This window comes from Nocardioides pantholopis, from assembly GCF_003710085.1.
GTDB lineage: Bacteria > Actinomycetota > Actinomycetes > Propionibacteriales > Nocardioidaceae > Nocardioides > Nocardioides pantholopis.
The window spans coordinates 153,693-180,103 of sequence record NZ_CP033324.1; the positions used below are offsets into that span (position 1 = coordinate 153,693).

23 protein-coding genes are annotated in these 26,411 nt (G+C 71.4%); 18 read left to right on the forward strand and 5 right to left on the reverse strand.

Annotated features, from left to right (window positions below; genetic code table 11):
• Positions 1-20 precede the first annotated feature (20 nt).
• The 3 genes from EBO35_RS19290 to EBO35_RS00720 form a co-directional block, all read right to left on the reverse strand.
• On the reverse strand, positions 21-2,861 hold the full coding sequence (locus tag EBO35_RS19290; RefSeq protein ID WP_164477739.1) for a TrlF family AAA-like ATPase: 2,841 nt from the start codon (positions 2,859-2,861) through the stop codon (positions 21-23).
• Between the two features lie 274 nt (positions 2,862-3,135).
• Positions 3,136-4,398 carry an HNH endonuclease signature motif containing protein gene (locus EBO35_RS00710; RefSeq protein ID WP_122816026.1) on the reverse strand — a complete coding sequence of 421 codons (1,263 nt, stop codon included), beginning with the start codon at positions 4,396-4,398 and terminating at the stop codon, positions 3,136-3,138.
• Positions 4,399-5,091: 693 nt separating this feature from the next.
• Positions 5,092-5,661 carry a dihydrofolate reductase family protein gene (locus EBO35_RS00720; protein WP_122816027.1) on the reverse strand — a complete coding sequence of 190 codons (570 nt, stop codon included), beginning with the start codon at positions 5,659-5,661 and terminating at the stop codon, positions 5,092-5,094.
• Between the two features lie 73 nt (positions 5,662-5,734).
• Between EBO35_RS00720 and EBO35_RS00725 the strand changes: the two genes are divergently transcribed.
• Complete coding sequence (locus EBO35_RS00725; RefSeq protein ID WP_122819183.1) at positions 5,735-6,301, forward strand: TetR/AcrR family transcriptional regulator; 567 nt, start codon at positions 5,735-5,737, stop codon at positions 6,299-6,301.
• A gap of 325 nt (positions 6,302-6,626) precedes the next feature.
• Here EBO35_RS00725 and upp read toward each other — a convergent pair whose 3' ends face one another.
• The gene (gene upp / locus EBO35_RS00730; RefSeq protein ID WP_122816028.1) at positions 6,627-7,268 is read right to left on the reverse strand and encodes a uracil phosphoribosyltransferase; all 642 of its coding nucleotides are present in this window, start codon (positions 7,266-7,268) and stop codon (positions 6,627-6,629) included.
• Between the two features lie 120 nt (positions 7,269-7,388).
• Here upp and EBO35_RS00735 point away from each other — a divergent pair, with 120 nt between their 5' ends.
• The 4 genes from EBO35_RS00735 to EBO35_RS00750 all read left to right on the forward strand — a co-directional run bounded on the left by EBO35_RS00735 (position 7,389) and on the right by EBO35_RS00750 (position 10,683).
• The gene (locus EBO35_RS00735; protein ID WP_122816029.1) at positions 7,389-7,874 is read left to right on the forward strand and encodes a tRNA adenosine deaminase-associated protein; all 486 of its coding nucleotides are present in this window, start codon (positions 7,389-7,391) and stop codon (positions 7,872-7,874) included.
• A gap of 28 nt (positions 7,875-7,902) precedes the next feature.
• Positions 7,903-8,373: a tRNA adenosine(34) deaminase TadA gene (tadA, locus tag EBO35_RS00740; protein WP_122816030.1), complete on the forward strand. Its 471-nt coding sequence runs from the start codon at positions 7,903-7,905 to the stop codon at positions 8,371-8,373.
• Between the two features lie 22 nt (positions 8,374-8,395).
• Entirely contained in the window at positions 8,396-9,850 is a 1,455-nt protein-coding gene (locus EBO35_RS00745; protein ID WP_164477740.1) for a hypothetical protein, read from the forward strand.
• 125 nt (positions 9,851-9,975) lie between these two features.
• Positions 9,976-10,683: a VC0807 family protein gene (locus EBO35_RS00750; RefSeq protein WP_122816032.1), complete on the forward strand. Its 708-nt coding sequence runs from the start codon at positions 9,976-9,978 to the stop codon at positions 10,681-10,683.
• A 6-nt stretch (positions 10,684-10,689) separates the two neighbouring features.
• Here the strand turns inward: EBO35_RS00750 and EBO35_RS00755 are convergent, their stop codons facing one another.
• Positions 10,690-11,715: a LacI family DNA-binding transcriptional regulator gene (locus tag EBO35_RS00755; RefSeq protein ID WP_122816033.1), complete on the reverse strand. Its 1,026-nt coding sequence runs from the start codon at positions 11,713-11,715 to the stop codon at positions 10,690-10,692.
• A gap of 172 nt (positions 11,716-11,887) precedes the next feature.
• Between EBO35_RS00755 and EBO35_RS00760 the strand changes: the two genes are divergently transcribed.
• The 13 genes from EBO35_RS00760 (at position 11,888) to EBO35_RS00820 (ending at position 26,224) form a co-directional block, all read left to right on the forward strand.
• Positions 11,888-13,432: a sugar ABC transporter ATP-binding protein gene (locus tag EBO35_RS00760; protein ID WP_122816034.1), complete on the forward strand. Its 1,545-nt coding sequence runs from the start codon at positions 11,888-11,890 to the stop codon at positions 13,430-13,432.
• Positions 13,429-14,475, forward strand: coding sequence for an ABC transporter permease (locus EBO35_RS00765; RefSeq protein WP_122816035.1), 1,047 nt, complete (start codon positions 13,429-13,431; stop codon positions 14,473-14,475). The genes EBO35_RS00760 and EBO35_RS00765 overlap by 4 nt, the downstream gene beginning before the upstream one ends.
• Positions 14,472-15,560, forward strand: coding sequence for an ABC transporter permease (locus EBO35_RS00770; protein WP_122816036.1), 1,089 nt, complete (start codon positions 14,472-14,474; stop codon positions 15,558-15,560). The genes EBO35_RS00765 and EBO35_RS00770 overlap by 4 nt, the downstream gene beginning before the upstream one ends.
• A gap of 19 nt (positions 15,561-15,579) precedes the next feature.
• A complete protein-coding gene (rhaS, locus tag EBO35_RS00775; protein WP_122816037.1) occupies positions 15,580-16,611 on the forward strand; it encodes a rhamnose ABC transporter substrate-binding protein in 1,032 nt (343 codons plus the stop codon).
• A 134-nt stretch (positions 16,612-16,745) separates the two neighbouring features.
• Positions 16,746-17,108 carry an L-rhamnose mutarotase gene (locus tag EBO35_RS00780; protein ID WP_122816038.1) on the forward strand — a complete coding sequence of 121 codons (363 nt, stop codon included), beginning with the start codon at positions 16,746-16,748 and terminating at the stop codon, positions 17,106-17,108.
• Between the two features lies 1 nt (position 17,109).
• A complete protein-coding gene (gene rhaI, locus EBO35_RS00785) occupies positions 17,110-18,288 on the forward strand; it encodes an L-rhamnose isomerase (RefSeq protein WP_122816039.1) in 1,179 nt (392 codons plus the stop codon).
• Positions 18,289-18,350: 62 nt separating this feature from the next.
• Positions 18,351-20,411, forward strand: a complete 2,061-nt coding sequence (locus EBO35_RS00790) for a bifunctional aldolase/short-chain dehydrogenase (RefSeq protein ID WP_122816040.1) — start codon at positions 18,351-18,353, stop codon at positions 20,409-20,411.
• A 4-nt stretch (positions 20,412-20,415) separates the two neighbouring features.
• Entirely contained in the window at positions 20,416-21,906 is a 1,491-nt protein-coding gene (locus tag EBO35_RS00795; protein WP_122816041.1) for a rhamnulokinase, read from the forward strand.
• A 29-nt stretch (positions 21,907-21,935) separates the two neighbouring features.
• Complete coding sequence (locus EBO35_RS00800; protein ID WP_206422627.1) at positions 21,936-22,175, forward strand: helix-turn-helix domain-containing protein; 240 nt, start codon at positions 21,936-21,938, stop codon at positions 22,173-22,175.
• 129 nt (positions 22,176-22,304) lie between these two features.
• Positions 22,305-23,057, forward strand: coding sequence for a (Fe-S)-binding protein (locus EBO35_RS00805; protein WP_122816043.1), 753 nt, complete (start codon positions 22,305-22,307; stop codon positions 23,055-23,057).
• Positions 23,054-24,568 carry a lactate utilization protein B gene (locus EBO35_RS00810; protein ID WP_122816044.1) on the forward strand — a complete coding sequence of 505 codons (1,515 nt, stop codon included), beginning with the start codon at positions 23,054-23,056 and terminating at the stop codon, positions 24,566-24,568. Before EBO35_RS00805 ends, EBO35_RS00810 begins: the two co-directional genes overlap by 4 nt.
• The gene (locus tag EBO35_RS00815) at positions 24,565-25,152 is read left to right on the forward strand and encodes a LutC/YkgG family protein (protein ID WP_122816045.1); all 588 of its coding nucleotides are present in this window, start codon (positions 24,565-24,567) and stop codon (positions 25,150-25,152) included. Before EBO35_RS00810 ends, EBO35_RS00815 begins: the two co-directional genes overlap by 4 nt.
• 88 nt (positions 25,153-25,240) lie before the next feature.
• A complete protein-coding gene (locus EBO35_RS00820; protein ID WP_396954403.1) occupies positions 25,241-26,224 on the forward strand; it encodes a LacI family DNA-binding transcriptional regulator in 984 nt (327 codons plus the stop codon).
• Positions 26,225-26,411: the final 187 nt, after the last annotated feature.

Genomic DNA, 26,411 nt, shown 5'->3' on the forward strand with positions numbered 1-26,411 from the left:
GCCAAGCAGCGAAACCCCAGTCAGAAACCGTACTTGGCCTTGCGGAGGCGGAACGCTTTCTCTCCGCCCTCCATGACAGCGGTGATCTGATCGCGGACGGCAGCTACGTCAATCGCACCCTGTTCCTTGATATGTCCCGCCGACTGGTCTCCTGCCGTCACGTACGCACATACAAGTACAAGATCCGCGTCGCCATTTACGACCAGATTGGCATTGTGACTTGAAAACAACAGCTGTCGACCAGCCTTTGCGGCCCAGATCTTAGTCACGATGTCCTGGACGGTGTCGCTATCAAGGTCGTCCTCAGGCTGATCAATGACGAGCGGCGTTCCCCCTTGAGCGAGGAGCGTCGCAAGCAACGCCGACGCCTGCTGGCCAGCGGAGGCAGAGCCGAAGGGAATGTACTCACCCTCTTTGGCTCGGTACTCGAACTCGGGAAAGTCGGTCAACTCAGTCAAAGAAAGATCAAGCCAACCGTCCGGCGTAAGTTTTGGGACCACTCGCTTTTGGTCGGCCGGGCCGAACCCCAGGCGTGACAGCGTCGGAGTGTCTTCGGACTTGATCTCGGCATCGGGCTCTTGCAGCATCACCCACTCCAACTCATCCAGGATCAGCTCCCAGGAAGTAGTCGGCGAAGTATCGCTGCCAAGGGCGTCGAACAACGCGTCGACCTTGTTGCTCCGAACGTTGGAGCCAGCGATGAGGCCCCTGAACCGGGCCTGCACGTCGTCGAAGCCCCTACCCGAAGAGAGGCGTGCTCGAATCAAGCCGCCGGACGAATCCGAAAGTCGAGAGCACTGAGCTGAGAGTGCGGTTATCCGCTGGTCCCTGGTGGATGTGAGCTCGGTACGAAGTTCGCGGTGTCGCTGGATTGGGTCTCCCAGCTCGTCTCGGTCCCTGCCATGCCTTTGGGCCGACGAGCTGGCCGCTCGTTGTAGCTCCTCAAGCTTCGCCAGCTCGACAAGTTTGGCCTGGTGGGCTGACGACCGGCCCTTGACCGCCACGTAAGTCGCCTCGTACTCATCCAGGCGGGCCCGGAGCGTCCGACTTGCTGTATCCGCAGCACCCCCGGCGGTGAGGGTCCGTTCCAGGCCGAGAGCCAGGGCCTCCAACCCGGCACGGACTGCGTTGAGTGCCGCGCCGGCGGTTGTGACGTACTGCTCGACCTCATGACCGATACCAGCGGGCACGTCGGTCGGTTTCGCAATGTCGTCGACTGACGCAGTCAGGTGCTCAATCAGCGAGGCCAGTTCAGCCTGTCCATCAAGAAGTCGCTGCGTCCATGCCGCGTGGGAAGAGGCGACGGCGTCATGGGCCGCCTTCTCGTCAAGGATCTTTCGATCGTCCTCAGACAGGCCAGCCAGTCCGTCTCGCAGGGCCTGAGCCTGTTCCGCCAACGACTTCGCCCGAAGCTCGGACCGTTGAATCTCGCTACTGAGAATCCGGTGCCTTTGCAACGTGCCGTAGTTTTCTCGAAGACGTCCGGATATCTCATCTTGACGCCGCGAGATTTCGTCCAACTCCTGCTGGATCGGAGAGGTCACAAACCGGAGGAGCTCGTCTACTCGGATCGCGACGCTGCTCAGTTGCTTCTGGCTATAGGCCTGGATCGGCAAGAGGCTCTGAATGGCGCTCTCGCGAACCTTCTCGAAGTCGCCAGATCCGACCCTGAGTTGCACAGTGCCGTCACCTGCGTCCCGGCGTACGACATGAGTGATGCCGTTTATGACGCAGTGCACTTCAACATGCGCTCCGAGCGGCTTCAGTGTGGCTTCGATCAAGCGGCGCTGCCGGACCCGCGGGTCAGCCACCTCGTCATCCTCCGTGGACTTTGCGGGTTGATCGCACAGGGCCCAGCGAAGATAGTCGAGAACTGTGGACTTGCCCGTTCCACGGCCGCCGATCAACGCGGTGTATTGCGGGTTAAGAGCTACATCCACCCGTCCCATAAACTTGCTCTGCGAAACGACCACCCGCGAGATCCAAATGTTGGGCAACGCCGGTTCAACCTGCGCGACTCGAGACTCCTGCGCAAGGCAGGCCTGGCGGATCGCTTCGGCGGTTGGCGCTGACCACTTCACCCATGAGGCGTGCGCTCCCAGGGTCGAGAAATCTGCTTTTCGTGAATCGGACGTCTGAAATATCGCAACCTTTTTTGATCCCCATGCTGGAACTAGGCCGTCGAGGATACGTTTCGTCCCCACCGCGTTTTTCGCGGCAAACTTGTCGAACGATCCGTCGACGTAACCGCCCACGGGAATCATGTCCCTGTACTTTCCTTGAAACTGTTCCCGCATAAGCGTCCGGTACCCACTCGGCGTCACGTTCGGTAAAATGATGTACCGACCTTTGAGCCATTGGTTCTTGTCGAGTTTCGCATGCAACTCGTTCAGGTCGCCCGAGTCGGTGAGATTCTGAGTTTGCGGAATGGCGTCCAGGGTTGGATCTACGGGCTCACAATGGAGCGCCTTCAATACATCGTCGAGGCGCTCAACCGGAAAGTCAGCGTCGAGGATCATGATCGCCTGACACGGGACTGTTAGTGAAAGCTCTAGCGCCGGAAAGACCACGAGGCGTTGCCGGTACGGAACGGGCTCACCAACCGCGCCCACCTCTTCGGCAGCGGCTTGCTTGATGTGTGGGAAGTATGCGAAGTCATGATGATCTGATATCGCGACTGCGTGTAGGCCCTTCGCACGTGCGGCCGCAACGAAGTTGCCGGCCCAAGCATCGCGCTCCTCTAGCGTCGGCCTGGGCCCGTCCCACTGGGTATCGCGAGGTGTATGGACCTGGAAGTCAGCGCGGTAGAAGTGCCCGCCGTTGTCGGCGAGCAGGCCGGCCCGCGCAGAATCCTCCACCATGAATCGGTCCTCTCAGTGTCGTTGACGCTGCCCACGCTAGTTCGCCTTGATCGACGTCGCGGCCAAACACTCCCAGGCCCGGGCGACACCAGCGCCCGCTGCGCCTTGCTCGCGCCCGAAGGCACGAACTCGTTCAGCACGGGGGGGGGTTCGGACAGAGCCCGACATTCGAGTTGCACGGAGGGACAGTTGCAAGGTTTGGGACAACCGAACCTGCTGCACTCCGCCGCGATTGGCGTGTCCGGTCGGGGCCTGACTTGAGCCCCTCCCCGGTCTAGCACCTCCGATGGAAAACGACCTTGCCGTCGGACAGGGTCCGGGTCTCGTACGCCGGGTCGTGGGCGCGGGCGTGGTGGCGGGGGCAGAGAAGGCGTCCGTTGGCCAGGCTGGTGTCGCCGCCGAGGTGCCAGGGAACGTTGTGGTGGCCGTGACACAGGCCCGGGGGCCAGTCGCAGCCCTCGGCGGTGCAGCCCCCGTCTCGCAGTGCCATCGCGACCCGCTGGGCCTTGGTGAACAGCCGCCGGGTGCGGCCCACATCGAGGGGCTGACCGGCGCCGTCGAGGACGGCGGGGACGATCCCGGCCTGACAGGCCAGCCGCCGGGCCTCGGAGGCGGAGATGGTCTCGCCGGTGCTCAGGTGCGCGGCCCGCAGCCCGCCGAGGAGGGAGTCGAGGGGCATCGTGACCACGATCGTGGCCGCGACGCCGCCGGCGTCGGGAAGCCGGTCGACCGGGTAGCTCTCCACGTACTCGCAGAACGCCTGGCCCATCCGCTCCGGACCCGGCCGCCGCTTACCGGCCCCGGCGCCGTTCACGGCGTGCTGGTGCTTGGGGGCCGCGATGGCGAGCAGGGCGGTGCGGAGCATCGCTGCGTGGTGGGTGGGGATCGTGAATCGGCCGTGGGTCTTGCCGTGGCCGTCATCGGACATCGTCAACCGGGCGGCGGCACGCGCGGCGGCCTCCTCGCGTTCCAGGCGGGCGGCCTCGACTGCGTCGGCGTGCTCGGGGGCGATGACCTCGATCAGCCGCTTGCCCAGTCTGCGCAGCGCGATCGCGTCGTGGTGGCGGGCCTGCCCGAGGAGGAACTCCTCGGCCTGCAAGCGGGTGTCCTCGTCGACGTGCTCGGCGGGCAGGTCGTCGACCGCGTCCACGACGACCTGCGCCTGGTCCAGGTTGACCCGGCCCGCGGCGAGGGCGTCTCGGACGGGGTCGTGGCGCGGGATGTCCAGGGCGCGGGCGAGCCGTATCAGCCGGTGTGCCTCCGGGCGGGTCAGCCGGGCCTCGTGGGCCCACCAGTTCGCCGTACTCGTCGCACCGACCGCCGCACCCACCTCGACGGTGTGGGCGTGGGCCGCGACCCGGAGCCGCAGCTCCTGCAGCCGGGCGATCTCGGTGGTCAGATCCAGCAGCGCGGCACCCGCCTCGGCCGCGTCCAGCGACCACACCGGGGCATCCGCAACGACGTTCAGCGCCTCGTGCACGCACGCCACCGCCCGGGCCACCGGGTGCCCGGACCGAGGTGCGAACGCTGCCGTCATGTGACCTACTACACCACCGACCACCGACAGTTCTGATCGACTGTTCTCCCAGGTCAGCACCCCTGTGGACAACAACCCGGACCCGCATTTACTGCCGTCGGCACGGGTGCGTAACTCCGCCCAGCGCCGCACCCAGGATCCGCGCGCCGGCCGGGAACGCGGCCGGGTTGGGGCCGGCGTAGTTCAGGCGCACGAAGGGAGCCGAGGGCTCTGCGGGGAACCACTCGCTGCCCGGCGCCAGGAAGAGGCCCGCTCGCTCGCAGTCGAGCCCGAGCCGGTCGGCGTCCGTGCCGTCCGGGAGGCGGACCAGAGCTCGAGGCCACCGGGCGGCAGCTGCTCGCAGGTGCCGCAGACAGGTGCGCCAGCCGGGTGGCTGACGACCTCGAGCGCCGCGGCCTGCAGGAGGCCGCTGACGTACATCGACTCCGCCCCGCGGTCGGCCAGGATCCGCTCCCGCGCTGGCCCTCGGCGGCGATGACGGCCGCGACCAGGTCAGCCAGGTCCGGCTCGTCCAGCCGGCGCTGACGTCGCCTGGGCCGGGCTGCTCCTGGGGGTTCAGCTACGGGCACGACCCGCGCGACATCCCGGGCTGACCCGGGCGGGGGTGCAGGAGCTCCTCGACCACGTGAGGCGACCGCGCGGTGTCCCTCCATCGCCGCATCGCGTCGGCAATCGGGCAGCCGCGTGCTGCCGTCAGGGCCGGACTGCGTACTCCTCGATCACGACGCCTGACTCGAAGGAGCGGGTCCCGGTCGACGTGAACGAGACCGGGGCAGGTGGGACGTGCCCGAACAAGGGGATCCCAGCCCCGAGTGCGATGGGGTTTCGCTTCAGCACCAACCGGTCGATCTCTGGCAGAAGGGATCCCGCCAGCTCCCCTCCTCCGCACAACCAGATGTCGAGCCCTTCCATGTCCTTCAGCTCTCTGACAGTCCCCACTGGATCGCGGGTGAGCGTGACTGCAGGGTCATGGTCGCGGGGCCTGCGGGTTGCAACCACCTGACGCAGGTGCGGGTACGGGCTGGTGATCCCCATGTCCAGGGCCGGCGTGAGGGCGTTCCATCCCATGATCACGGTGTCGAAGTGGGTCCCAGGGGGCGTTGTCCCCAGCGCGGCATGCGCGTGCCCAGGGAGGGCGTCGGCGTACTCGCCGAACACGACTGTCGCATGGTCGCCCTCGATGAGGAACGCGTCGAATCCGCCGTCCGGGTCAGCGATGAATCCGTCGATGCTGACGGCGACGTAGTACACAAGGTCACGCACAGGCACTCCAATCACGACAGGTGTCGTGGTCAAGACTACGACACCTGTCGTGATTGTCGCTACCCTTCGAGTCATGGTTCGCAACATCGAGCGCCGCATGGCTCTGGCAGACGCCGGCATCCAGGTGTTGGCAGAGGAAGGTGCCCGAGGTCTGACCCACCGTGCCGTCGATGCCGCAGCGGGCACGCCCCGAGGGACGGCCTCCAACTACTTCCCGACGCGAGACGACCTGATCCGCGCACTGGTCGGTCGCATTGAGGAGCGGCTCACCCCCGCACCTGAGATGCTCGCAGCGCTCGAGAAGCGCACGCCCGACCCGGCCTTGTTCGCCGACTACGTCCGTGACGTCGTACGTCGCCTCCTGTCCGACCCCCACGTCGCGATCGCCCTGTTCGAGCTCCGACTCGAGGCGACCCGGCGCCCAGCGGTCGCCGACGCGCTAGGGGCTTGGCGCCGGCAGGCATTCGACGCCGACGTCGCCTTCAACGAGAGTGCCGGCCTCCCCGGAGGGCGCACGAAGATCGCCCTGTTCCACTACGCGATTGACGGGCTGATGCTCGATCGCTTGACGGTCCCCGTCGAATCGACGCTGTCGGTCGATGCCGCCGTCAACAGGCTGGTCGCGGGCATTCTGCGCTGAGTCATCGCGCCACTGTCGACCCGGAGGTCAACGCGGGCCACGAGCGTGGCCGACTCCCGGCCACCCGCCAGTCGGTGTCCAGACCCACCATCACCCCAGGTCAGAGGCCCTGCGGACAACTCCCAGCGAACCACGCCGCAGCGGTGAGCCAGCCACCATCTCCGGCCCCGAAACGGTGGCCATCTCACCGCTGACCCCACCGGAGCCGCGCCCCCCGGGGGCCGTTGACTAGGCCCCGCGACCGGAGTTGACTGGTGGCCTCACATCGTGATCGACGTGCCGAGCATCGACGAGGCCCTGCACAAGGTCGAGGCGGCCGACGGGATCAGCCGGCGATGCCGTACAGCCGGTCGCCGGCGTCGCCGAGGCCGGGGACGATGTAGCCCTTCTCGTCGAGCCGCTCGTCCATCGCGGCCGTGACGATCGTGACCGGCACGTCGACGCCGGCGAGGTCGCGCTCCAGGCGCGCGCAGCCCTCGGGGGCGGCGAGCAGGCAGATCGCGGTGATGTGGTCGGCGCCGCGGCCGGTCAGGAACCGGATCGCCGCGGCCAGGGTGCCGCCGGTGGCGAGCATCGGGTCCAGGACGTAGCACTGGCGGCCGGAGAGGTCGTCGGGCAGCCGCTCGGCGTACGTCGCCGCCTCGAGGGTCTCCTCGTTGCGGACCATGCCGAGGAAGCCCACCTCGGCGGTCGGCAGCAGCCGCATCATCCCGTCGAGCATCCCGAGCCCGGCGCGCAGGATCGGGACGACCAGCGGCTTCGGCGAGGCCAGGCGTACGCCGGTCGTCGCGGTGACCGGGGTGGTGATGTCGACGGGCTCCACGCGCACGTCGCGGGTGGCCTCGTAGGCCAGCAGCGTCACCAGCTCGTCGGTGAGGTGCCGGAACGTCGGGGAGTCCGTGCGCTCGTCGCGGAGGGTGGTCAGCTTGTGGGAGACCAGGGGGTGGTCCACGACGTGGGTGCGCATGGCCCACAGGCTAGTGCAGCGCGGCGTCCACCGGCGGGGCGAGGGGTTGGCCGAGGCCGCCCGGTCTGCCACTGTAGAAGGACCGGATCGTCCGGGATCAGAGTGCACCGGAGGGATGTCATGTCCGCCCAGCTCGACGCCGTCGACTTCGCGTTGGCGGCCTTCCGCGAGGACGGCGTCTGGACGGTCCAGGACCTCACCCTCGACCACCTCGTCGACCTCGAGACGCTCGCGGCGGCCCTGCGCCGGTTCCCCGGCGAGCACGGCGCGGTCGGGCTGGTCGCGATGGACGAGGACTTCTTCCTGATCGTGCGCACCACCGGCACCACCACCCGGGTGCTGCTCTCCGACGTCACCGCTGCTGACGAGTGGGAGCTGGCCGCCTCGGCGCTGGAGTACCTCGGCCTGCCGCTGCCCCTCGATGACGACGAGCAGGTCCCGGCCGGCGACCTGGACATCCTCGGCGACCTCGGCATGCACGCCATGGACATGGCGGTGCTGATCGACGACTTCGACCTCTACCCCGACGAGATGCTCTCCGACATCACCCGCCGGGTCGGCTTCGGCGAGCTCTTCGACGACGCCGTCGGGCTCACCAGCGCCTGAGGTGCCGCCCGAACCCTGGCGCGCGCCGATGCAGGCCGCCCTCGAGCAGGCCCGTGCGGCCCTGGCCACCGACGACGTGCCGATCGGTGCCGTGGTCGTCGACCCCGCCGGCGCCGTGATCGGCACCGGGCGCAACGTCCGCGAGGCCGAGGCCGACCCGACCGGGCACGCCGAGGTCGTGGCGCTGCGGGCGGCGGCCCGCAGCCGGGGCGGCTGGCGCCTGGACGGCTGCACGCTCGTGGTCACGCTGGAGCCGTGCACGATGTGCGCCGGCGCCGCCGTCCTGGCCCGTGTGGACCGCGTGGTCTTCGGGGCGTACGACGCGAAGGCCGGCGCCGTCGGCAGCCTCTGGGACGTCGTCCGCGACCGCCGGCTCAACCACCGGCCCGAGGTGCTTGCGGGCGTGCTCGCCGAGGAGTCCACCGAGCTGCTGGACGCGTTCTTCCGCGGCCGCCGGGCCGAAGGACGGGAAGTTCCGCAATCCCAGGCGAGGGATTGACCCGTCGGGTCACAATGGTCAGGTGTCGGGACGAGTGATGAGCCGCGTGGCGGGAATGACCGGGATCGGGCTGGTGGCCACGGCCGCCCTCCTGGGTCTGCCGGGCACCGCTGCAGCCGCTGTCGAGGGTGCGACCGGCGGCACCGTGGTCGTCCGCGGCACCGCCTTCCCGGACCCACGCGCCGCCGGGCTCTCCCTGACCGGCTGCGCCGCGATGACGGCACCCGCCCCCGCGCCCCGCACCGCCCTCGCCTACGACCCCGACGCCGCCCCCTGGCTGGCCGGTGAGTCGGCGGTCACGCCCGGCATGCCGCTGCGCCGCAGCCTCGAGCTCACCCCGGCCGGCCCCGGCGGCGCCGCCGGCGCCGGCTTCACCGTGCCCTCGCTCGCCGGCACCACCGCCGCGTCCGTCGACGTGCACGCCCCGTTCGGCACCAGCGGCGTCGCGTACGCCGGCTACCAGGAGGCCACCGACCGCGGGACGCAGCGGTACTGGGTCGGCCGCGCGGACGTCTCGGTCGCCGGCGGCACCTGGCAGCGCGTCGACGCGACCGGGCTGAGCTACGCCTGGGCCAAGATCGACCTCACCACCGGCCAGCGGGTCGCCGCCGGACCGGCCGCGGCCACGGTCGCCTCGTTCGCGGCCCGCTCCGGCGGCGGGGGCGGCTTCTACTCGGTCGGGTTCGGGTGCGACGGCGCGGCGTTCACGATCGACCGCCTTCAGGTCGGCGCCGCGGGCGGCGTGCGCACCTACGACATCGAGGGCATGCCCAGCCGGACCACGATCGCGGGCCCGGCCCGGGTCGCCGAGGGCAAGGACGTCCGGCTGACCGGCAGCGTCAGCGCCGGCGCGGCCCTCTCCCAGCCCACGCTCGCGCTCGAGGAGCGCGTCGACGGCGTCTGGCGCAAGGCTCTGACCGAGTCCGGGGAGGCCGTCGTCGTCACGGGGGCCCAGGGCGCGGTCACGGTGACTCCGGAGCGCACCACTGCCTACCGCTTCCGGTTCGGCGACCGTCCGGCCGCCGAGGGCAGCGTGTCGGCGCCGCTGGTGGTGGAGGTCGGGCCGAAGGACGAGGCCGCAGGCAAGAAGGACAAGGCCAAGGACAAGGCCAAGGACAAGGCCGAGGACAAGAACGAGGACCAGGGCAACGCCGAGCAGCCGGCTCCCGCGCAGGCAGAGAACCAGCAGCCCGCGGAGCCGCAGCCCGCCCCGGCCGAGCAGCCGGCCCCCGTCGAGCCGCAGGCCCCCGAGCCGAAGCCGGAGCGCACGCCCGAGCCGAAGCCCGAGCCGACCCCGCCGGCCCCGGAGCCGTCCGGTCCCGCCACCCCCTCGGCTCCCGCCACGACGCCCCCGGCCGGTCCCGGCGGCGGCGAGCCCAGCGACGAGTCCGCCCCCGTCGCGCCGGCGGACTCCCGCGAGCCCGCACCGGCCGAGCCGGCCCGGCCGCGGTCGACCGAGCCGACCCCCGCGGGCTGACCCGCTGCGGTCGGGGAGCACCCCGATCCGGCCACATCGCCACGGGGCTCACGACCGCCGGGTACCGTGGTCCAGGTCACCCTTTTCTCTCTCGTCCGGTGCCTCCAGCCGGCAGTACAGGCCTTATGACCTCCCTCGCCAGCGCACCGACCACTGACACCTGCAGCTCCAGCTCCACCAGCACCGCCGCTCCGCCGCACCGGCCGAGCCTGCCCGCCGTCGTCCGGCGGGTCGCCGCCAGCCTGGCGGTCGCCTGCCTGGTCCCGGCCACGCTGTTCTACGTCGTGATGCTGATCGGCGGCGTGTGGTCGGCGATCGTGGCCGCGTTGGTGTGGTCCTACGCCGCGATCGTGTGGCGCGCGGCCACCGGGCGCCGGATCTCTGGGCTCCTGGTCCTGGTCACGGCCCTGATGACGGTGCGGACGGTGCTCTCCCTGGTCGCGGACAGCACCTACCTGTACTTCCTCCAGCCGGTCCTCAGCGACGGCGTCGTGGCCGTGGCGTTCCTGCTCTCGCTGGTCACCGCCCGGCCCCTGGTCGCCCGGCTGGCCGGCGACTTCTACCCCATGGACCGTGAGCTGCACCTGCGCCCGCGGATCCGGCGGCTCTTCCGCCGGCTGACGCTGATGTGGGCGCTGCTGTGCCTGGGCAAGGCGGGCGGCACGCTGTGGCTGCTGGAGTCGACGTCGGTCGAGACGTTCGTGCTGCTCAAGAGCGTCTCGGTGCTGGTGCTCAACGCCCTCGCCATCACCGCCACGATCAGCGCCGCGGCCCTGGTGGCCCGCCGGGAGGGCCTGCTGGGCCCCGGGCGAGCGCTGGCAATCCCCGTCTGACCCGCCTCAGGCCTGCGTCGAGGCGCGCGCGACCAGCTCGGGCGTGAACAGGATCTGCTGGTGGCTATGGCCAGGATGGGCCGCCTCGGCGAGCACCAGCTCGGCGGCGGTGCGGCCGAGCTCCTGACGCGGCTGGCGCACCGAGGTCAGCGGGACGGCGGCCGCGCCGGCGAACTCGATGTCGTCGTAGCCCACGATCGCCAGCTCCTCGGGGACCCGGATCCCGGCGCTGATGGCCTGCTGGAGCAGGCCGAGCGCGAGCAGGTCGTTGGCGCAGAACGCCGCTGTCGGGCGGCGCCGGGCCGGGAGCCCGGCCAGGCGCTGCCCGGCCGAGCGGCCCTCATCGACCACCAGCGCCTCGGTGCCGAGCACGACCAGGTCCTCGACCGGCCGGCCGGCCGCCGCCCAGGCCTCCCGGGCGCCCTGGAGCCGGTCGTTGACCTGACCGAGCGTCGCGGGGCCGCCGATGAAGGCGACCCGCCGGTGTCCGCGGTCGATCAGGTGCTCGAGGGCGAGCCGGCCGCCGAGGACGTCGTCGACGGCCACCGAGCAGAACGTCGCGTCCGCGCGGGTCCGGTCGACGATGACGAGCGGGGTGCCGCGGCGGCGTACCTCGACGAGGTCGGGGGCGTCGGGGTCGACCGGCGTGACCAGGATGCCCTGGACCCGCTGCTGCTGGAGCAGCACGAGGTGGGCCTGCTCCCGGGCGGCGCGGTGGCCGCTGTTGCACAGCACCAGGGAGAGTGACGCGGCCTCGGCGGCCGTCTCGATGCCCTGGGCGACGTCGGTGAAGAACGGGTTCTTGGCGTCGAGCATCACGTAGGCCAGGGTCCGGCTGGAGCCGGCCCGCAGCTGGCGCGCCGACTCGTTGCGGACGAAGCCGAGGGTCGCCATCGCCCGCTCGACGCGCTCGCGGGTGGCCGCGCTGACCCGGTCGGGGCGGTTGAGCACGTTGGAGACCGTGCCGAGCGAGACCCCCGCGGTGGCGGCCACGTCCTTGACCGACGCGGCCCGGCCCTGACGTGCCGCCATCGAGCCTCCTGCGTCCGTCGGGATCTCTCTTTGAAACGATCTGAACCACCGTAGTAGTGATTTCGATCTGGCAACACGAAGTACAAAACCTGTCTCAAGGCTTGACGGAGCCCGCACGGGAACTTAGCGTCACGTTCACGCAAATGAAACCTTTCAACGCAAGGGAGCGCTGATGTCGGGACCGGGGAGCGGCGCGACCCTCGTGCTGCGCGAGGTGAGCAAGAGCTTCGGCTCGGTCGTCGCCCTGCGCAGCGGGACCCTGGAGGTCCAGCCGGGCTCGATCCACGCGCTCGTGGGCGAGAACGGCGCGGGCAAGTCCACGCTGGTCAAGATCGTCGCCGGCCTGTACCGCCGCGACGGCGGCACCTTCCGGTTCCAGGGCCAGGACGTGGACTTCGGCTCGACCGCCGAGTCCAAGGCCGCGGGCATCGCGGTCATCTACCAGGAGCCGACGCTGTTCCCGGACCTGTCGGTCACCGAGAACATCTTCATGGGCCGCCAGCCGGTCGGCCGGGGCCGCCGGATCGACCGCAACCGGATGCACGCGGAGGCCCGCGGCCTCTTCGAGCGGCTCGGCGTCCACATCGACCCGCGCCGTCCCGCCCGGGGCCTCTCGATCGCCGACCAGCAGATCATCGAGATCGCCAAGGCGATCTCGCTGGACGCCAGCCTGCTGATCATGGACGAGCCGACCGCCGCGCTGAGCGGCGTCGAGGTCGACCGGCTCTTCGCGGTGGCCCGCAGCCTGCGCGACGAGGGCCGCGCGCTGGTCTTCATCTCGCACCGCTTCGACGAGGTCTTCGACCTGTGCGACACCGTCACGGTGATGCGTGACGGCGACTACATCGCCACCCGGCCGATCGCCGAGACCACCGTGGAGGAGATCGTCTCCCAGATGGTCGGCCGCGAGGTCGCCGAGCTCTTCCCCAAGACCCCCGCCCCCATCGGCGACGTGGTCCTCTCGGTCCGCGGCCTCACCGCGGCCGGGGTCTTCCACGACATCGACCTCGACGTCCGCGCCGGCGAGATCGTCGGCCTGGCGGGCCTGGTCGGCGCCGGCCGCAGCGAGATCGCCCGCGCCGTCTTCGGTGTCGACCGGTACGACGCCGGCGAGGTGCGGATGCTCGGCAAGGACGTCCCCGCGCGCAACCCGCGGGCCGCGATCCGGGCCGGGATGGCCTTCATCCCCGAGGACCGCCGCAAGCAGGGCCTGGTGGCCGAGGCGTCGGTCGCCCGCAACGTCGCCGCCGGCATCCGCCGCGGCCTGACCAAGGCCGGCGTGCTCACCAGCCGCGCCGAGAACGCCGCCGCCGGCCCCTGGGCCGCGCGCCTGGAGGTCAAGACCAACGCGCTGGACATGGGCGCGGCCACGATGAGCGGCGGCAACCAGCAGAAGGTCGTGATCGCCAAGTGGCTGGCGACCGACCCCCAGCTGCTGATCATCGACGAGCCCACCCGCGGCATCGACGTCGGCACCAAGGCCGAGGTGCACCGGCTGCTCTCCGACCTGGCCGGCCAGGGCCTGGCGATCCTGATGATCTCCTCCGAGCTCCCCGAGGTCCTCGGCATGGCCGACCGCGTCCTGGTCGTCTGCGAGGGCCGGATCACCGCCGACCTGCCGCGCGAGCAGGCGACCCCCGAGGCGGTCATGCGCGCCGCCACCGCGACCACGCCGGCCGCCGCCCCCGCGGCCGACCAGAGGATGGTGCACCCGTGAGCGACACCCTGCTCGTCGAGCCCAGCGCGCAGCCGCGCAGCCGGCGCCTGCTCGGCACCCTGCTGCGCTCCCGCGAGATCGCGGTCGCCGCGGTCCTGCTGCTGCTGATCCTCGGCACCACTCTCAAGAGCGGCGACTTCATCTTCAGCTCCGACGGCTGGCGCAACCTGCTGGTCACGCCGTCGCTCCTGCTGCTGCTGGCGGTCGGCCAGACAGTGGTCATCGTGACCCGCAACGTCGACCTCTCGGTCGGCTCGATCCTGGGCCTCACGGCGTACTTCACCGGCCGGATGTTCATCGACAACCCCGGCATCCCGATCGTCGTGGTCTTCGCGCTCGGCATGCTGCTCGGCGCGGTGCTGGGCCTGATCAACGGGGCGCTGGTCGCCTTCGGCAAGGTCCCGGCCCTGGTGATCACGCTGGGCACGCTCTACATCTACCGCGGCGTCTTCCTGTCCTGGGCGGGCAGCGACCGGATCAACGCCTCCGACATGCCGCGGGACTTCCTGGCGCTCGGCACCAAGACGATCCTGACCATCCCGGTGCTCACGATCATCGCCCTCGTCGTGCTCGCCGCGGTGGGCTACTACCTGCACACCGCCCGCGGCGGCCGCGAGCTCTACGCGATCGGCTCCGACCCCGACGCCGCGAAGCTCTACGGGCTGCCCGTGACCCGCCGGGTGCTGGTCGCGTTCGTGATCAGCGGCGCGCTCGCCGGCCTCGCCGGCGTCGTGTACGCCGCCCGCTACGGCACCGTCAGCTCCGGCGCCGGCCTCAACATCGAGCTGCAGGCCGTCGGCGCTGCCGTCATCGGCGGCGTCGCGATCTTCGGCGGCTCCGGCACGGTGTGGGGCGCCGCGCTCGGTGCCTTCCTGCTGATCACGATCAACCGGGCCCTGCCGATCGTCGGCATCTCCGACTTCTGGCAGCGCGCCGTGGTCGGTGTCCTGATCATCGCCGCCATCGTCCTGGACCGGGTGCTCACGATCCGGCAGGAACGCCGGCTCGTGGCCGCGCGAGACGAAGTGAGGACCTCCGCATGAGCACCGCGACGCTGAGCCGCCCCGAGGGCGAGCGCACCTACCCGTCGTACTCCCGGCCGCTGTGGCGCCGGGCGCTGCTGACCCGCGAGTTCGCGATCATCGTGCTGCTGCTCGTGGTCCTGCTCTACTCCACCACCAGCGTGCCGAACTTCGACAGCCCGCTGACGATGTACTACCTCTTCCTCGACATCGCGCCGATCCTGCTGATCGCGCTGCCGATGACGATGGTGATCATCACCGGCGAGATCGACCTCTCGGTCGCCAGCACGGTCGGGCTGAGCAGCGTCATGGTCGGCGTGCTCCACCAGGACGCCGGCCTCTCGATCCCCGCCGCCGCGGCGATCGCGATCCTGGTCGGCGCGGTGTGCGGGGCCTTCAACGGCTTCCTGGTCGCGTACGTCGGGCTGCCCTCGCTGGCGGTCACGATCGGCACCCTGGCGCTCTACCGCGGCATCGCGGTCGGGATGCTCGGCACCACTGCCGTCACCGACTTCCCCGAGAAGTGGACCGACCTGGCCAAGGAGCGGATCGTCGAGGGCTCGAGCTACCCGATGGTGCTGGTGCCGTTCCTGGTGCTGCTGGTGCTGTTCGTGTGGCTGCTGCACTTCTCCAGCTTCGGCCGTGGCGTCTACGAGATCGGCCTGAACGACGAGGCCGCGCACTTCACCGGCGTCAACGTCGAGCTCACCAAGTTCTGGCTCTTCGTGCTGGCCGGGGCGGTCTCGGCGCTCGCGGGCATCTACTACACGCTGCGCTACGGCAGCGCCCGCGGCGACAACGCCAACGGCCTGGAGCTCCAGGTCATCGCGGCGGTCCTGCTCGGCGGCGTGTCGATCTTCGGCGGCCGCGGGGCCCTGCACGGCGTCGTCGCCGGCGCGATCCTGATCGGCGTCATCTCCAGCGCCATGCGCCTGGAGGGCCACACGGTCAACGTCATCAACATCGTCATCGGAGCGCTCCTGGTGCTCTCGGTGATGTCCACCAGCTTCCTGGCCTGGGTCTCGGCTGTGCTCTCAGGTCGGAGAGGGGCCCGGTCTCCCGGCCGCGCCCCGGACGGCGCCGGCAAGCGGTCGCTGCCCGAGTGACAACCGAAAGGTAAGAACGATGAAGTTCAGCAATCGACGACTCACCGCTGTGGCGGCGATGTCGCTGGTGGCCAGCCTGGGCCTGACCGCTTGCGGTGGGGACGACGACGGCGGCTCCGGCGGCGGTGGCGGCGGCGACGCCGCGACGATCACCTTCCTGCCGAAGAACCTCGGCAACCCCTACTTCGAGACCAGCGACGCCGGCGGCAAGACGGCCGTCGAGGCGTTCGGCGGCACGTTCGAGGAGGTCGGCCCCGACACCGCCACCCCGGACTCGCAGGTGCAGTTCATCAACACCGCCGCCCAGCAGGGCGTGGACGCGCTGGTCGTCTCCGCCAACGACCCGAGCGCGATCTGCGACGCCCTCAACGAGGCCCGCGAGGGCGCGGACGTCAAGGTCGTCACCTTCGACTCCGACACCGACCCCGAGTGCCGCGACCTGTACGTCAACCAGGCCGACGCCGCGGGCATCGCCAAGGTCCAGGTCGAGATGATCGCCGAGCAGATCGGCGGCGCCGGCGAGATCGCGGTCCTCTCCGCGGCCGCCAACGCGACCAACCAGAACGAGTGGATCGAGCTGATGGAGGAGGAGCTGAAGACCAGCCACCCCGACATCGAGCTCGTCGACACCGTCTACGGCGACGACGACGACCAGACCTCCTTCGACAAGACCGAGGCCCTGCTGCAGTCGCACCCGAACCTCAAGGGCATCGTCTCGCCGACCACCGTCGGCATCGCCGCCGCGGCGCGCTACCTCTCCACCTCGCAGTACAAGGGCAAGGTCGCGCTGACCGGGCTCGGCACGCCCAACCAGATGCGTGAGTACGTCGAGGACGGCACCGTCACCGAGTTCGCGCTGTGGAACCCCGAGGAGCTCGGCTACCTCGCGGCGTACGCCGCCAAGGCCCTGGTCGACGGCGACATCGAGGGCGAGGGCGACACCTTCGAGGCGGGCGACCTCGGTGAGTACACCGTCGGCGCCGACAACGTGGTGCTGCTCGGCGAGCCGTTCCGGTTCAACGCCGACAACATCGCCGACTTCGACTTCTGAGGTAGCGCCCCTCGAAGTCGTCGGCCCGGCCGGCCCGCCCCTCTCCGGAGGGCCGGCCGGGCACCCCCCGCACCACCCGCTCCAGATCCCCCAGCTCAGTCCCCCCGTCACTCCCAGCCCCGAGAAGGTGCCCCGTGCAGCGCGTCTGCTTCCAGCTCCAGGTCCGCCCCGAGCGCATCGAGGAGTACCGGCAGCGGCACGCGGCCGTGTGGCCCGACATGTGCCAGGCCCTGCACGACACCGGCTGGCACAACTACTCGCTGTTCCTGCGCGAGGACGGCATGCTGATCGGCTACCTCGAGACCCCCGATCTCGCCGCCGCGCAGGCCGGCATGGCCGCCACCGAGGTCAACGCCCGGTGGCAGGCCGAGATGGCGGAGTTCTTCGTCGACCTCGACGGCGCCGCCCCGGACACCGGCTTCCTCCAGCTCGAGGAGGTCTTCCACCTCGAGGACCAGCTCCCCACCACCGCTCCCACCGTTCACGAAGGCAGCTGACATGACCCACTTCGCCGACATCGCCGACCACCTGGAGGGCCAGGCCATCGAGCTGCCCTCCTGGGCCTTCGGCAACTCCGGCACCCGCTTCAAGGTCTTCGGCACCCCCGGCACCCCCCGCTCGGTCGAGGAGAAGATCGCCGACGCCGCGACCGTGCACCGCTTCACCGGGCTGGCGCCGACCGTGGCGCTGCACATCCCGTGGGACCGCGTGGACGACTACGCAGCCCTGCGCCGGTACGCCGAGGACCACGGCGTCGCGCTCGGCACGATCAACTCCAACACCTTCCAGGACGACGACTACAAGTTCGGCGGCCTGACCCACACCGACCCGCGGATCCGCCAGAAGGCGATCGACCACCACGTCGAGTGCATCGACGTGATGGACCAGACCGGCTCGCGGGACCTGAAGATCTGGCTCGCCGACGGCAGCAACTACCCGGGCCAGGCCGACCTGCGCGGCCGCCAGGACCGGCTGGCCGAGTCGCTGGCGACGATCTACGACCGGATCGGCGAGGAGCAGCGACTCGTCCTCGAGTACAAGTTCTTCGAGCCGGCGTTCTACCACACCGACGTCCCGGACTGGGGCACGTCGTACGCCCAGGTCAGCGCGCTCGGCGAGCGCGCCGTGGTCTGCCTGGACACCGGCCACCACGCGCCCGGCACCAACATCGAGTTCATCGTCATGCAGCTGCTGCGCCTGGGGAAGCTCGGCTCCTTCGACTTCAACAGCCGCTTCTACGGCGACGACGACCTGATCGTCGGCTCGGCGGACCCGTTCCAGCTGTTCCGGATCCTCTTCGAGGTGATCCGCGGCGGTGGCTACGGCCCCGCCAACCCGGACGGGCACTCCGACGTGGCGTTCATGCTCGACCAGTGCCACAACGTCGAGGACAAGATCCCCGGCCAGATCCGCTCGGTGCTCAACGTCCAGGAGATGACCGCCCGCGCCCTGCTCGTCGACCGGGACGCGCTCGACGCCGCGCAGACGGCCGGCGACGTCCTCGGTGCCCACGAGATCTTCATGGACGCCTTCTCGACCGACGTCCGGCCCGACCTCGCCGCCTGGCGCGAGGAGCGCGGCCTGCCCGCCAACCCGATGCGGGCCTACGCGGAGTCCGGCTACCAGGCCGAGATCGAGGCCGCCCGGGCCGGCGGCTCCCAGCTGTCCTGGACCTGACCGGTCCGCGCCCTCCTCCCTCCTCGCACCCCACGCTTCTCTCCAGCAAACGGATAGGAACCATGACCAACCCCTCCGCATCCAGCACCTCGGCGAGCACCGCGGCCGAGCTGATCGCCCGGTCCAACCGCCTCGGCGCCGACCCCAAGAACACCAACTACGCGGGCGGCAACACCTCGGCGAAGGGCACCGAGACCGACCCGGTCACCGGCGAGCCCGTCGAGCTGCTGTGGGTCAAGGGCTCCGGCGGCGACCTCGGCACCCTGAAGGAGTCCGGCCTCGCCGTGCTCCGCCTGGACCGGATGCGCGCGCTGGTCGACGTCTACCCGGGCGTCGAGCGCGAGGACGAGATGGTCGCGGCGTTCGACTACTGCCTGCACGGCAAGGGCGGCGCCGCGCCGTCGATCGACACCGCCATGCACGGGCTGGTCGACGCCGCGCACGTGGACCACCTGCACCCCGACTCCGGCATCGCGATCGCGACCGCCGCCGACGGGGAGCAGCTGACCTCGACGATCTTCGGCGACAAGGTCGTGTGGGTGCCCTGGCGCCGGCCCGGCTTCCAGCTCGGCCTCGACATCGCCGCGATCAAGGAGCAGAACCCGCAGGCCATCGGCTGCATCCTCGGCGGCCACGGCATCACCGCGTGGGGCGACACCTCCGAGGCGGCCGAGCAGAACTCGCTGTGGATCATCGACACCGCCGCGGCGTACATCGCCGAGCACTCGAAGGCCGAGCCGTTCGGCCCCGCCCTCGCGGGGTACGCCGCGCTGCCCGAGGCCGAGCGCCGCGCGAAGGCCGCCGCCCTGGCCCCGACGATCCGCGGGATCGCGTCGGCCGACCGGCCGATGGTCGGTCACTTCACCGACGCGGACGTGGTCCTGGACTTCCTCGCCGCGGCCGAGCACCCGCGGCTCGCGGCCCTGGGCACCTCCTGCCCGGACCACTTCCTGCGCACCAAGGTCAAGCCGCTGGTGCTGGACCTGCCCGCCGACGCCTCCGTCGAGGACTCGATCGCGCGGCTGAAGGAGCTCGCGGTCTCCTACCGCGAGGACTACCAGGCCTACTACGACCGGCACGCGACCCCCGAGAGCCCCGCGATCCGCGGCAAGGACCCGCTCATCGTCCTGGTCCCGGGCGTCGGCATGTTCAGCTTCGGCAAGGACAAGCAGACCGCCCGCGTGGCCGGCGAGTTCTACGTCAACGCGATCAACGTGATGCGCGGCGCGGAGGGCCTCTCGACGTACGCCCCGATCGACGAGGCGGAGAAGTTCCGCATCGAGTACTGGGCGCTGGAGGAGGCCAAGCTCCAGCGGATGCCGAAGCCCAAGCCGCTGGCGACCCGCGTCGCGCTGGTCACCGGCGCGGCCGGCGGCATCGGCAAGGCCACCGCGAAGCGGCTCGCCGCCGAGGGCGCCTGCGTCGTCGTCGCCGACCTGTCGCTGGAGAAGGCGCAGGCCGCCGCCGCCGAGATCGGCGGCCCGGACGTCGCCATCGGCGTGGCCGCGGACGTGAGCAAGGCCGACGCCGTGCAGGCGATGGTCGACGCGACGGTGCTCGCCTTCGGCGGCCTCGACCTGGTCGTCAACAACGCCGGGCTCTCGCTGAGCAAGTCGCTGCTGGACACCACCGAGGCGGACTGGGACCTCCAGCACGACGTGATGGCCAAGGGCTCCTTCCTGGTCTCGCAGGCGGCCGCCCGGGTGCTGATCGCGCAGGAGATGGGCGGCGACATCGTCTACATCTCCAGCAAGAACTCGGTCTTCGCCGGCCCCAACAACATCGCCTACTCGGCGACCAAGGCCGACCAGGCCCACCAGGTCCGGCTGCTCGCCGCCGAGCTGGGCCAGTACGGCGTCAAGGTCAACGGCGTGAACCCCGACGGGGTCGTCCAGGGCTCCGGCATCTTCGCCAGCGGCTGGGGGGCCAACCGCGCGGCGGTGTACGGCGTGGAGGAGAAGGACCTGGGCAAGTTCTACGCCCAGCGCACCATCCTCAAGCGCGAGGTGCTGCCCGAGAACATCGCCAACGCGGTCTTCGTGCTCTGCGGCCCGGAGATGTCCCACACCACCGGCCTGCACGTGCCGGTGGACGCGGGCGTGGCGGCGGCGTTCCTGCGATGAGCCGATGAGCCCCGCCTCCGCGGTCCGGGTCGCGGCCGTCGACCTGGGCGCCACCAGCGGCCGGGTGATGGCCGGCACCGTGACCCGGACCGGCCTGCACCTGGAGGAGCTGCACCGCTTCCCCAACGGCGGGGTCCGGGCCAACGGGTCGCTGTTCTGGGACGTCCTGGGGATCTACCGGGAGTCGCTGAACGGGATCCGGGAGGTCGCTCGCACCGGCTCCCTGCACGGGATCGGCATCGACTCCTGGGCCGTCGACTACGGCCTCCTGGACCGCGACGGTCACCTGCTCGGCAACCCCTACAGCCACCGCGACGACCGCACCGACGGCGTCCGCGAGCGGGTGGCGGGGATCGTCGAACCCGCCGAGCAGTACGCCGTGACCGGGCTGCAGCAGCTGCCGTTCAACACCGTCTACCAGCTGGTCGCCTCGCTCGGGACCGCCGCGCTGGAGTCGGCCGAGACGCTGCTGCTGCTGCCCGACCTGCTCGGCTACTGGCTGACCGGGCAGGTCGGGGCGGAGCGCACCAACGCCTCCACCACCGGCCTGTACGACGTCCGCACCGGCACCTGGGCCGCGGGCCTCGCCCGCGAGCTGGGCCTGCCGTGGAGCATCCTGCCGCCGCTGCGCGACGCCGGTGACCAGGTCGGCCCGGTGCTCGACGACATCGGTCGCCAGCTCGGCGCCCGGCAGCCGGTCCCGGTGGTCGCGGTGGGCTCCCACGACACCGCGTCCGCCGTCGTCGGTGTCCCCGCCGAGGAGGAGGACTTCGCCTACATCTCCTCGGGGACCTGGTCGCTGGTGGGCCTGGAGCTGGAGCGCCCGGTGCTCACCGAGGCCGCGCGCGCTGCCGACTTCACCAACGAGACAGGCGTCGACGGCACCACCCGGTTCCTCAAGAACGTGATGGGGCTGTGGGTGCTCTCGGAGTCGGTGCGCACCTGGACCGACCAGCGGATCGCGGGCACCGACCTGGTCTCGCTGCTCGCCGCGGCGCACGACCAGCCGGCCCTGCGCACGGTCGTCGACATCAACGACCCGCGGCTGCTGGCCCCCGGCGACATGCCGGCGCGGATCGCCGCGCTGGCGCGGGAGGCGGGGGAGCCGGTGCCGCAAACGCCGCAGGCGATCACCCGCACGATCCTGGACAGCCTGGCGCTGGCCTACCGGCGCAACGTCCGGCTCGCCGCCGAGCTCGCGGGCCGGCGCGTCGACGTGGTGCACGTGGTCGGCGGCGGCTCGCAGAACTCCCTGCTGTGCCAGCTGACCGCGGACGCCTGCGGGGTGCCCGTGCTGGCGGGCCCGGCGGAGGCCGCCGCGCTCGGCAACGTGCTGGTCCAGGCGCGTGCCCTGGGCGCCGACGTGCCCGACCTGGCGGCGATGCGGGCGCTGGTGCGGCGCACCCACGAGCTGCACCGCTTCGAGCCCCGGCCGGGCCTGGACTGGGACGCGGCCGAGACCCGGTTGTCCGGCGCGGGGGCGGTCGCCCCGTGAGCCGGCGCGGGTCGGCCTGAGGGGCAGCCGTGGGCCGGGCGGATGAGGATCGCGGGGCCTCCGAGGTGCCCGCTCGGTGGCGCCCGGACGACGCCGACCTCCAGGTGCTGGCCCTGCTCGCGGCGGGCCACACCGTGGAGGTCATCGCCCGGCGTACCGGCGTCTCCGAGCGCACGGTCCGGCGACGGCTGCGCAGCACCGCCGACGGGATGGGTGTCGACTCGACCATCGAGGCAGTCGTCCAGGCGGTCCGCCGCGGGCTGATCTGAGCCGGGCGGGACGGCAGGGCGCGTGGCGGCATCCGTGTCGAGCGGCTATCTTATGAATCGTTTCACAGCGGCGTCGGACGACGAGGCACGACAGGTCGCCGGTCGCTCGAGGTCTGGGAGAGTGGAGCCATGCGGGTCGCCCTGATGGTCACCTGTTTCAACGACGCGATGTTCCCGGAGACCGGGAAGGCCGTGGTCACGCTGCTGCGCCGGCTCGGCGTCGAGGTCGACTTCCCGGCCGCGCAGACCTGCTGCGCCCAGCCGATGGTCAACACCGGCTACCTCGACGAGGCGGTCCCGGTGGTGCGCACCTTCGTCGAGGCCTTCGCGGGGTACGACGCGATCGTGACGCCGTCCGGGTCCTGCGCGGGCTCGGCCCGGCACCAGCACGGGATCGTGGCCCGCCGCGCGGGCGACCCGGCGCTGACCGAGGCCGTCGCGGCCACGTCGCCGAAGGTCTACGAGCTCAGCGAGTTCCTCGTCGACGTGCTCGGCGTGACCGACGTCGGGGCGTACTTCCCGCATACAGTCACCTACCACCCGACCTGCCACTCGCTGCGGATGATCGGGGTCGGGGACCGGCCGCGCCGGCTGCTCGAGGCAGTCCGCGGGCTGACGCTGGTCGAGCTGCCCGGGGCGGCGGAGTGCTGCGGCTTCGGCGGCACGTTCGCTGTCAAGAACGCCGACACCTCGGTCGCGATGGGCGCCGACAAGGCGCGCCATGTGCGGGAGACCGGAGCCGAGGTCCTGGTCGCCGGCGACAACTCCTGCCTGATGCACGTCGGCGGGATGCTCTCGCGCCAGCAGGCCGGGATCCGCACCGTCCACCTCGCCGAGATCCTCGCCGCCACCGAGGCCAGCGTCCCCGAGGTGGTCGCATGAGCGCCACGTTCGTCGGGATGCCGGCGTTCCCGAGCGCCGCGCGGGCGGCCCTGGCCGACACCCAGCTGCGGCACAACCTCGCCCACGCCACCGGGACCATCCGCGACAAGCGGGCGCGGGTCGTCGCAGAGGTCGAGGAGTGGGAGGACCTCCGGCTCGCCGGCGCCGCTGTCAAGCAGTCCGCGCTGGTCGACCTCGACCGGCACCTGGTCCGCCTCGAGGAGACCCTGACCGCGAACGGCGCGACCGTGCACTGGGCCCGGGACGCCGCCGAGGCCAACGCGATCGTGGCCCGGATCGCCCGCGACCACGACGCCGACGAGGTGGTCAAGGTCAAGTCGATGGCGACCCAGGAGATCGGCCTCAACGAGGCGCTCGCGGAGGAGGGGATCCTGGCCTGGGAGACCGACCTCGCCGAGCTGATCGTCCAGCTCGGCGACGACCTGCCCAGCCACATCCTGGTCCCGGCCATCCACCGCAACCGCGCGGAGATCCGGGAGATCTTCCTGCGCGAGATGGCGGGGGTCGGGCGCCCCGCGCCGGCCGACCTCACCGACGAGCCCGCGGTGCTGGCCGGCGCCGCCCGGGAGCACCTGCGGGAGAAGTTCCTGCGCGCGAAGGTCGCCGTCTCCGGCGCCAACTTCGCGGTCGCTGAGACCGGCACCCTGGTCGTCGTGGAGTCCGAGGGCAACGGCCGGATGTGCCTGACCCTGCCGGAGGTCCTGGTCTCGGTCGTCGGCATCGAGAAGGTCGTCCCGACCTGGGAGGGGCTGGACCCGCTGCTGCGGCTGCTGCCGCGCTCCTCGACCGGGGAGCGGATGAACCCCTACACCTCGACCTGGTCCGGGGTGACCCCCGGCGACGGCCCGCAGGAGGTGCACGTCGTACTCCTCGACAACGGCCGGACCCGGGCGCTGGCCGACGACGTCGGCCGCCAGGCGCTGCGCTGCATCCGCTGCTCGGCCTGCCTCAACGTCTGCCCCGTCTACGAGCGGGTCGGCGGCCACGCCTACGGGTCGGTCTACCCGGGTCCGATCGGGGCGATCCTGAACCCGCTCATGAAGGGCACCGGGGACCCGCAGACCGACTCGCTGCCGTACGCCTCCTCGCTGTGCGGGGCCTGTTTCGAGGTCTGCCCGGTCCGCATCGACATCCCCGAGGTGCTGGTGCACCTGCGCGCGGAGGTCGTGGACGGACACCGCGGCGACCGGGTCCCGAAGGCCGAGGCGGCCGCGATGGCCGGCGCCGCCTGGACCCTCTCCGACGCCCGGCGGCTCGCCTGGGTCGAGAAGGCCTCCGGTCTCGCCGGCCGGGCGCTGACCCGCTTCGGGCGTACGAGACTGCCCGGTGGACGGGCCGCCGCGGGCCGGATCCCCGGCCCGGGCGCCGCTGCCTGGACCGGAGCCCGGGACCTGCCGGCGCCGCCGCGGGAGTCCTTCCGGGCCTGGTGGCGACGGACCGACGGCGGCCGGACGGATCACACGGACACTGAAACGGGGGAGGGCTCGTGAGCGCGCGCGAGGAGATCCTGGGCCGGGTCCGGTCCGCCCTGGAGGGCGTGGACCGCACCGGGACGGTGCCGCCCGCGCCGCGGGTCACCCCGGTCGCGGACCTGGTCGGCCGCTTCGCCGAGCGGGTCGAGGACTACCGGGCAGTCGTCGAGCGGTGCTCCGAGGCCGACCTGGCCAGCCGGGTCGCCGCCGCGCTGCCGGCCGGCGCGCGGGTCGTCGTACCGCCCGGCCTCGGCGTCGAGGTGCCCGGCGCGCGCGTCGACGACGGGCTGTCGGCCGCCGAGCTGGACGCGCTCGACGCGGTGGTCACCGAGGCCGTCGTCGGTATCGCCGAGACCGGCACGATCGTGCTCGACCACGGCCCCGGCCAGGGCCGCCGGATCATCTCGCTGGTGCCGGACCGGCACGTGTGCATCGTCCGGGCCGCGCAGGTCGTGGCCGACGTGCCGGACGCGATCGCGGTCCTGGACCCGGCCCGGCCGCTGACCTGGATCAGCGGCCCCAGCGCGACCAGCGACATCGAGCTGAACCGGGTCGAGGGCGTCCACGGCCCCCGGGTGCTGCACGTCCTCGTCGTCGACTGACGCCCGGCCGCTGCCGTCGCGGGCCGGCGCCTCTACGATGCGGGTCATGCCGGCACCGCGGGGAAGGCCCGGACGGCGCCCGCCGAGCATGGCCGAGGTGGCTGCGCACGCGGGGGTCTCCCACCAGACGGTCTCGCGCGTCCTCAACGACTCCCCGATGGTGAAGCCCGAGACCCGGTCGCGGGTGCTCGCGGCGGTCGAGGCGCTGGGCTACCGGCGCAACCAGGCTGCGCGGATGCTGGCGACCAACCGGTCCGGCCGGATCGGCATGATCTCGGCGCACCTCGCGCTGCACGGGCCGAGCATGATCGCGGTCGCGGTGCAGGAGGCCGGCCACGACGCCGGGTACGACGTGTCGCTGGTCGGCGTCTCGGACTTCTCCCGGACGACGCTGCGCGGCGCCGTGGACCGCCTGCTCGACGAGGCTGTCGAGGCGCTGGTCGTCGCGGTCGCCCACCGCGACGCGACCGAGCAGGCGCTGTCCCTGGACCTGCCGGTCCCGGTCGTGCTGGTCCAAGGCGTGAGCGCCGACCAGCCGATGGCCGCGGGCATCGACCAGGAGCACGGGGCGCTGCTGGCCACCGAGCACCTGCTGGACCTCGGGCACCGGCACGTCGCCCACGTCACCGGTCCCCTCGAGTGGGACGAGGCACGTCAGCGGCGGGCGGGCTGGCGGGCGGCCCACGAGCGCCGCGGCCTGCTGCCGGGGCCGGAGCTGCTCGGGGACTGGTCGGCCCGCAGCGGCCACGAGGCCGGGCAGCGGGTCGCCGCCGACCCCGCGGTCACCGCGGTGTTCGCGGCCAACGACGCGATGGCGCTGGGGGTGCTCCGGGCGCTGCACGAGCAGGGCCGCGCGGTGCCGGGCGAGGTGAGCGTGGTCGGCTTCGACGACGTCCCGGAGGCGGCGTACTTCTGGCCCGGCCTGACCACTGTCAGCCAGCAGTTCTCCGCCCTCGGCCGGCGCGCGGTCGAGCTCGCCGTCCGCGCCCTGGAGGGGGAGCCGGCGCCCACGGCGGCGCTGATCACGCCGGACCTCGTCGTCCGCGGCTCCACGGCCGGCGGGCCGGCCTGAGGGCAGAGCCGGCGCGCCGGCCTGAGGGCAGAGCCGGCCTCAGGCCGGCTTGGATCGTTCACATCGCCAGGCGACCGGGTGAGCGCTCACATCCGGTGCCGAATCGGTGCCGAAGGGTCTTGACGCCGTCGAATGTTAGCGCTCACACTCTGGATTCAGTGACGTCGATCACAGGGCCCCGGTCCGA

What these genes read in the sequence shown, in the direction of transcription:
- EBO35_RS00725 (WP_122819183.1), top strand. Translation starts at nt 5,735, where the DNA reads ATGGTTCGCAACATCGAGCGCCGCATGGCTCTGGCAGACGCCGGCATC.
- EBO35_RS00710 (WP_122816026.1), bottom strand. Translation starts at nt 4,398, where the DNA reads ATGACGGCAGCGTTCGCACCTCGGTCCGGGCACCCGGTGGCCCGGGCG.
- tadA (WP_122816030.1), top strand. Translation starts at nt 7,903, where the DNA reads ATGCAGGCCGCCCTCGAGCAGGCCCGTGCGGCCCTGGCCACCGACGAC.
- upp (WP_122816028.1), bottom strand. Translation starts at nt 7,268, where the DNA reads ATGCGCACCCACGTCGTGGACCACCCCCTGGTCTCCCACAAGCTGACC.
- EBO35_RS00820 (WP_396954403.1), top strand. Translation starts at nt 25,241, where the DNA reads ATGGCCGAGGTGGCTGCGCACGCGGGGGTCTCCCACCAGACGGTCTCG.
- rhaS (WP_122816037.1), top strand. Translation starts at nt 15,580, where the DNA reads ATGAAGTTCAGCAATCGACGACTCACCGCTGTGGCGGCGATGTCGCTG.
- EBO35_RS00810 (WP_122816044.1), top strand. Translation starts at nt 23,054, where the DNA reads ATGAGCGCCACGTTCGTCGGGATGCCGGCGTTCCCGAGCGCCGCGCGG.
- EBO35_RS00790 (WP_122816040.1), top strand. Translation starts at nt 18,351, where the DNA reads ATGACCAACCCCTCCGCATCCAGCACCTCGGCGAGCACCGCGGCCGAG.
- EBO35_RS00770 (WP_122816036.1), top strand. Translation starts at nt 14,472, where the DNA reads ATGAGCACCGCGACGCTGAGCCGCCCCGAGGGCGAGCGCACCTACCCG.
- EBO35_RS00760 (WP_122816034.1), top strand. Translation starts at nt 11,888, where the DNA reads ATGTCGGGACCGGGGAGCGGCGCGACCCTCGTGCTGCGCGAGGTGAGC.
- EBO35_RS00750 (WP_122816032.1), top strand. Translation starts at nt 9,976, where the DNA reads ATGACCTCCCTCGCCAGCGCACCGACCACTGACACCTGCAGCTCCAGC.
- EBO35_RS19290 (WP_164477739.1), bottom strand. Translation starts at nt 2,861, where the DNA reads ATGGTGGAGGATTCTGCGCGGGCCGGCCTGCTCGCCGACAACGGCGGG.
- rhaI (WP_122816039.1), top strand. Translation starts at nt 17,110, where the DNA reads ATGACCCACTTCGCCGACATCGCCGACCACCTGGAGGGCCAGGCCATC.
- EBO35_RS00735 (WP_122816029.1), top strand. Translation starts at nt 7,389, where the DNA reads ATGTCCGCCCAGCTCGACGCCGTCGACTTCGCGTTGGCGGCCTTCCGC.
- EBO35_RS00755 (WP_122816033.1), bottom strand. Translation starts at nt 11,715, where the DNA reads ATGGCGGCACGTCAGGGCCGGGCCGCGTCGGTCAAGGACGTGGCCGCC.
- EBO35_RS00795 (WP_122816041.1), top strand. Translation starts at nt 20,416, where the DNA reads ATGAGCCCCGCCTCCGCGGTCCGGGTCGCGGCCGTCGACCTGGGCGCC.
- EBO35_RS00805 (WP_122816043.1), top strand. Translation starts at nt 22,305, where the DNA reads ATGCGGGTCGCCCTGATGGTCACCTGTTTCAACGACGCGATGTTCCCG.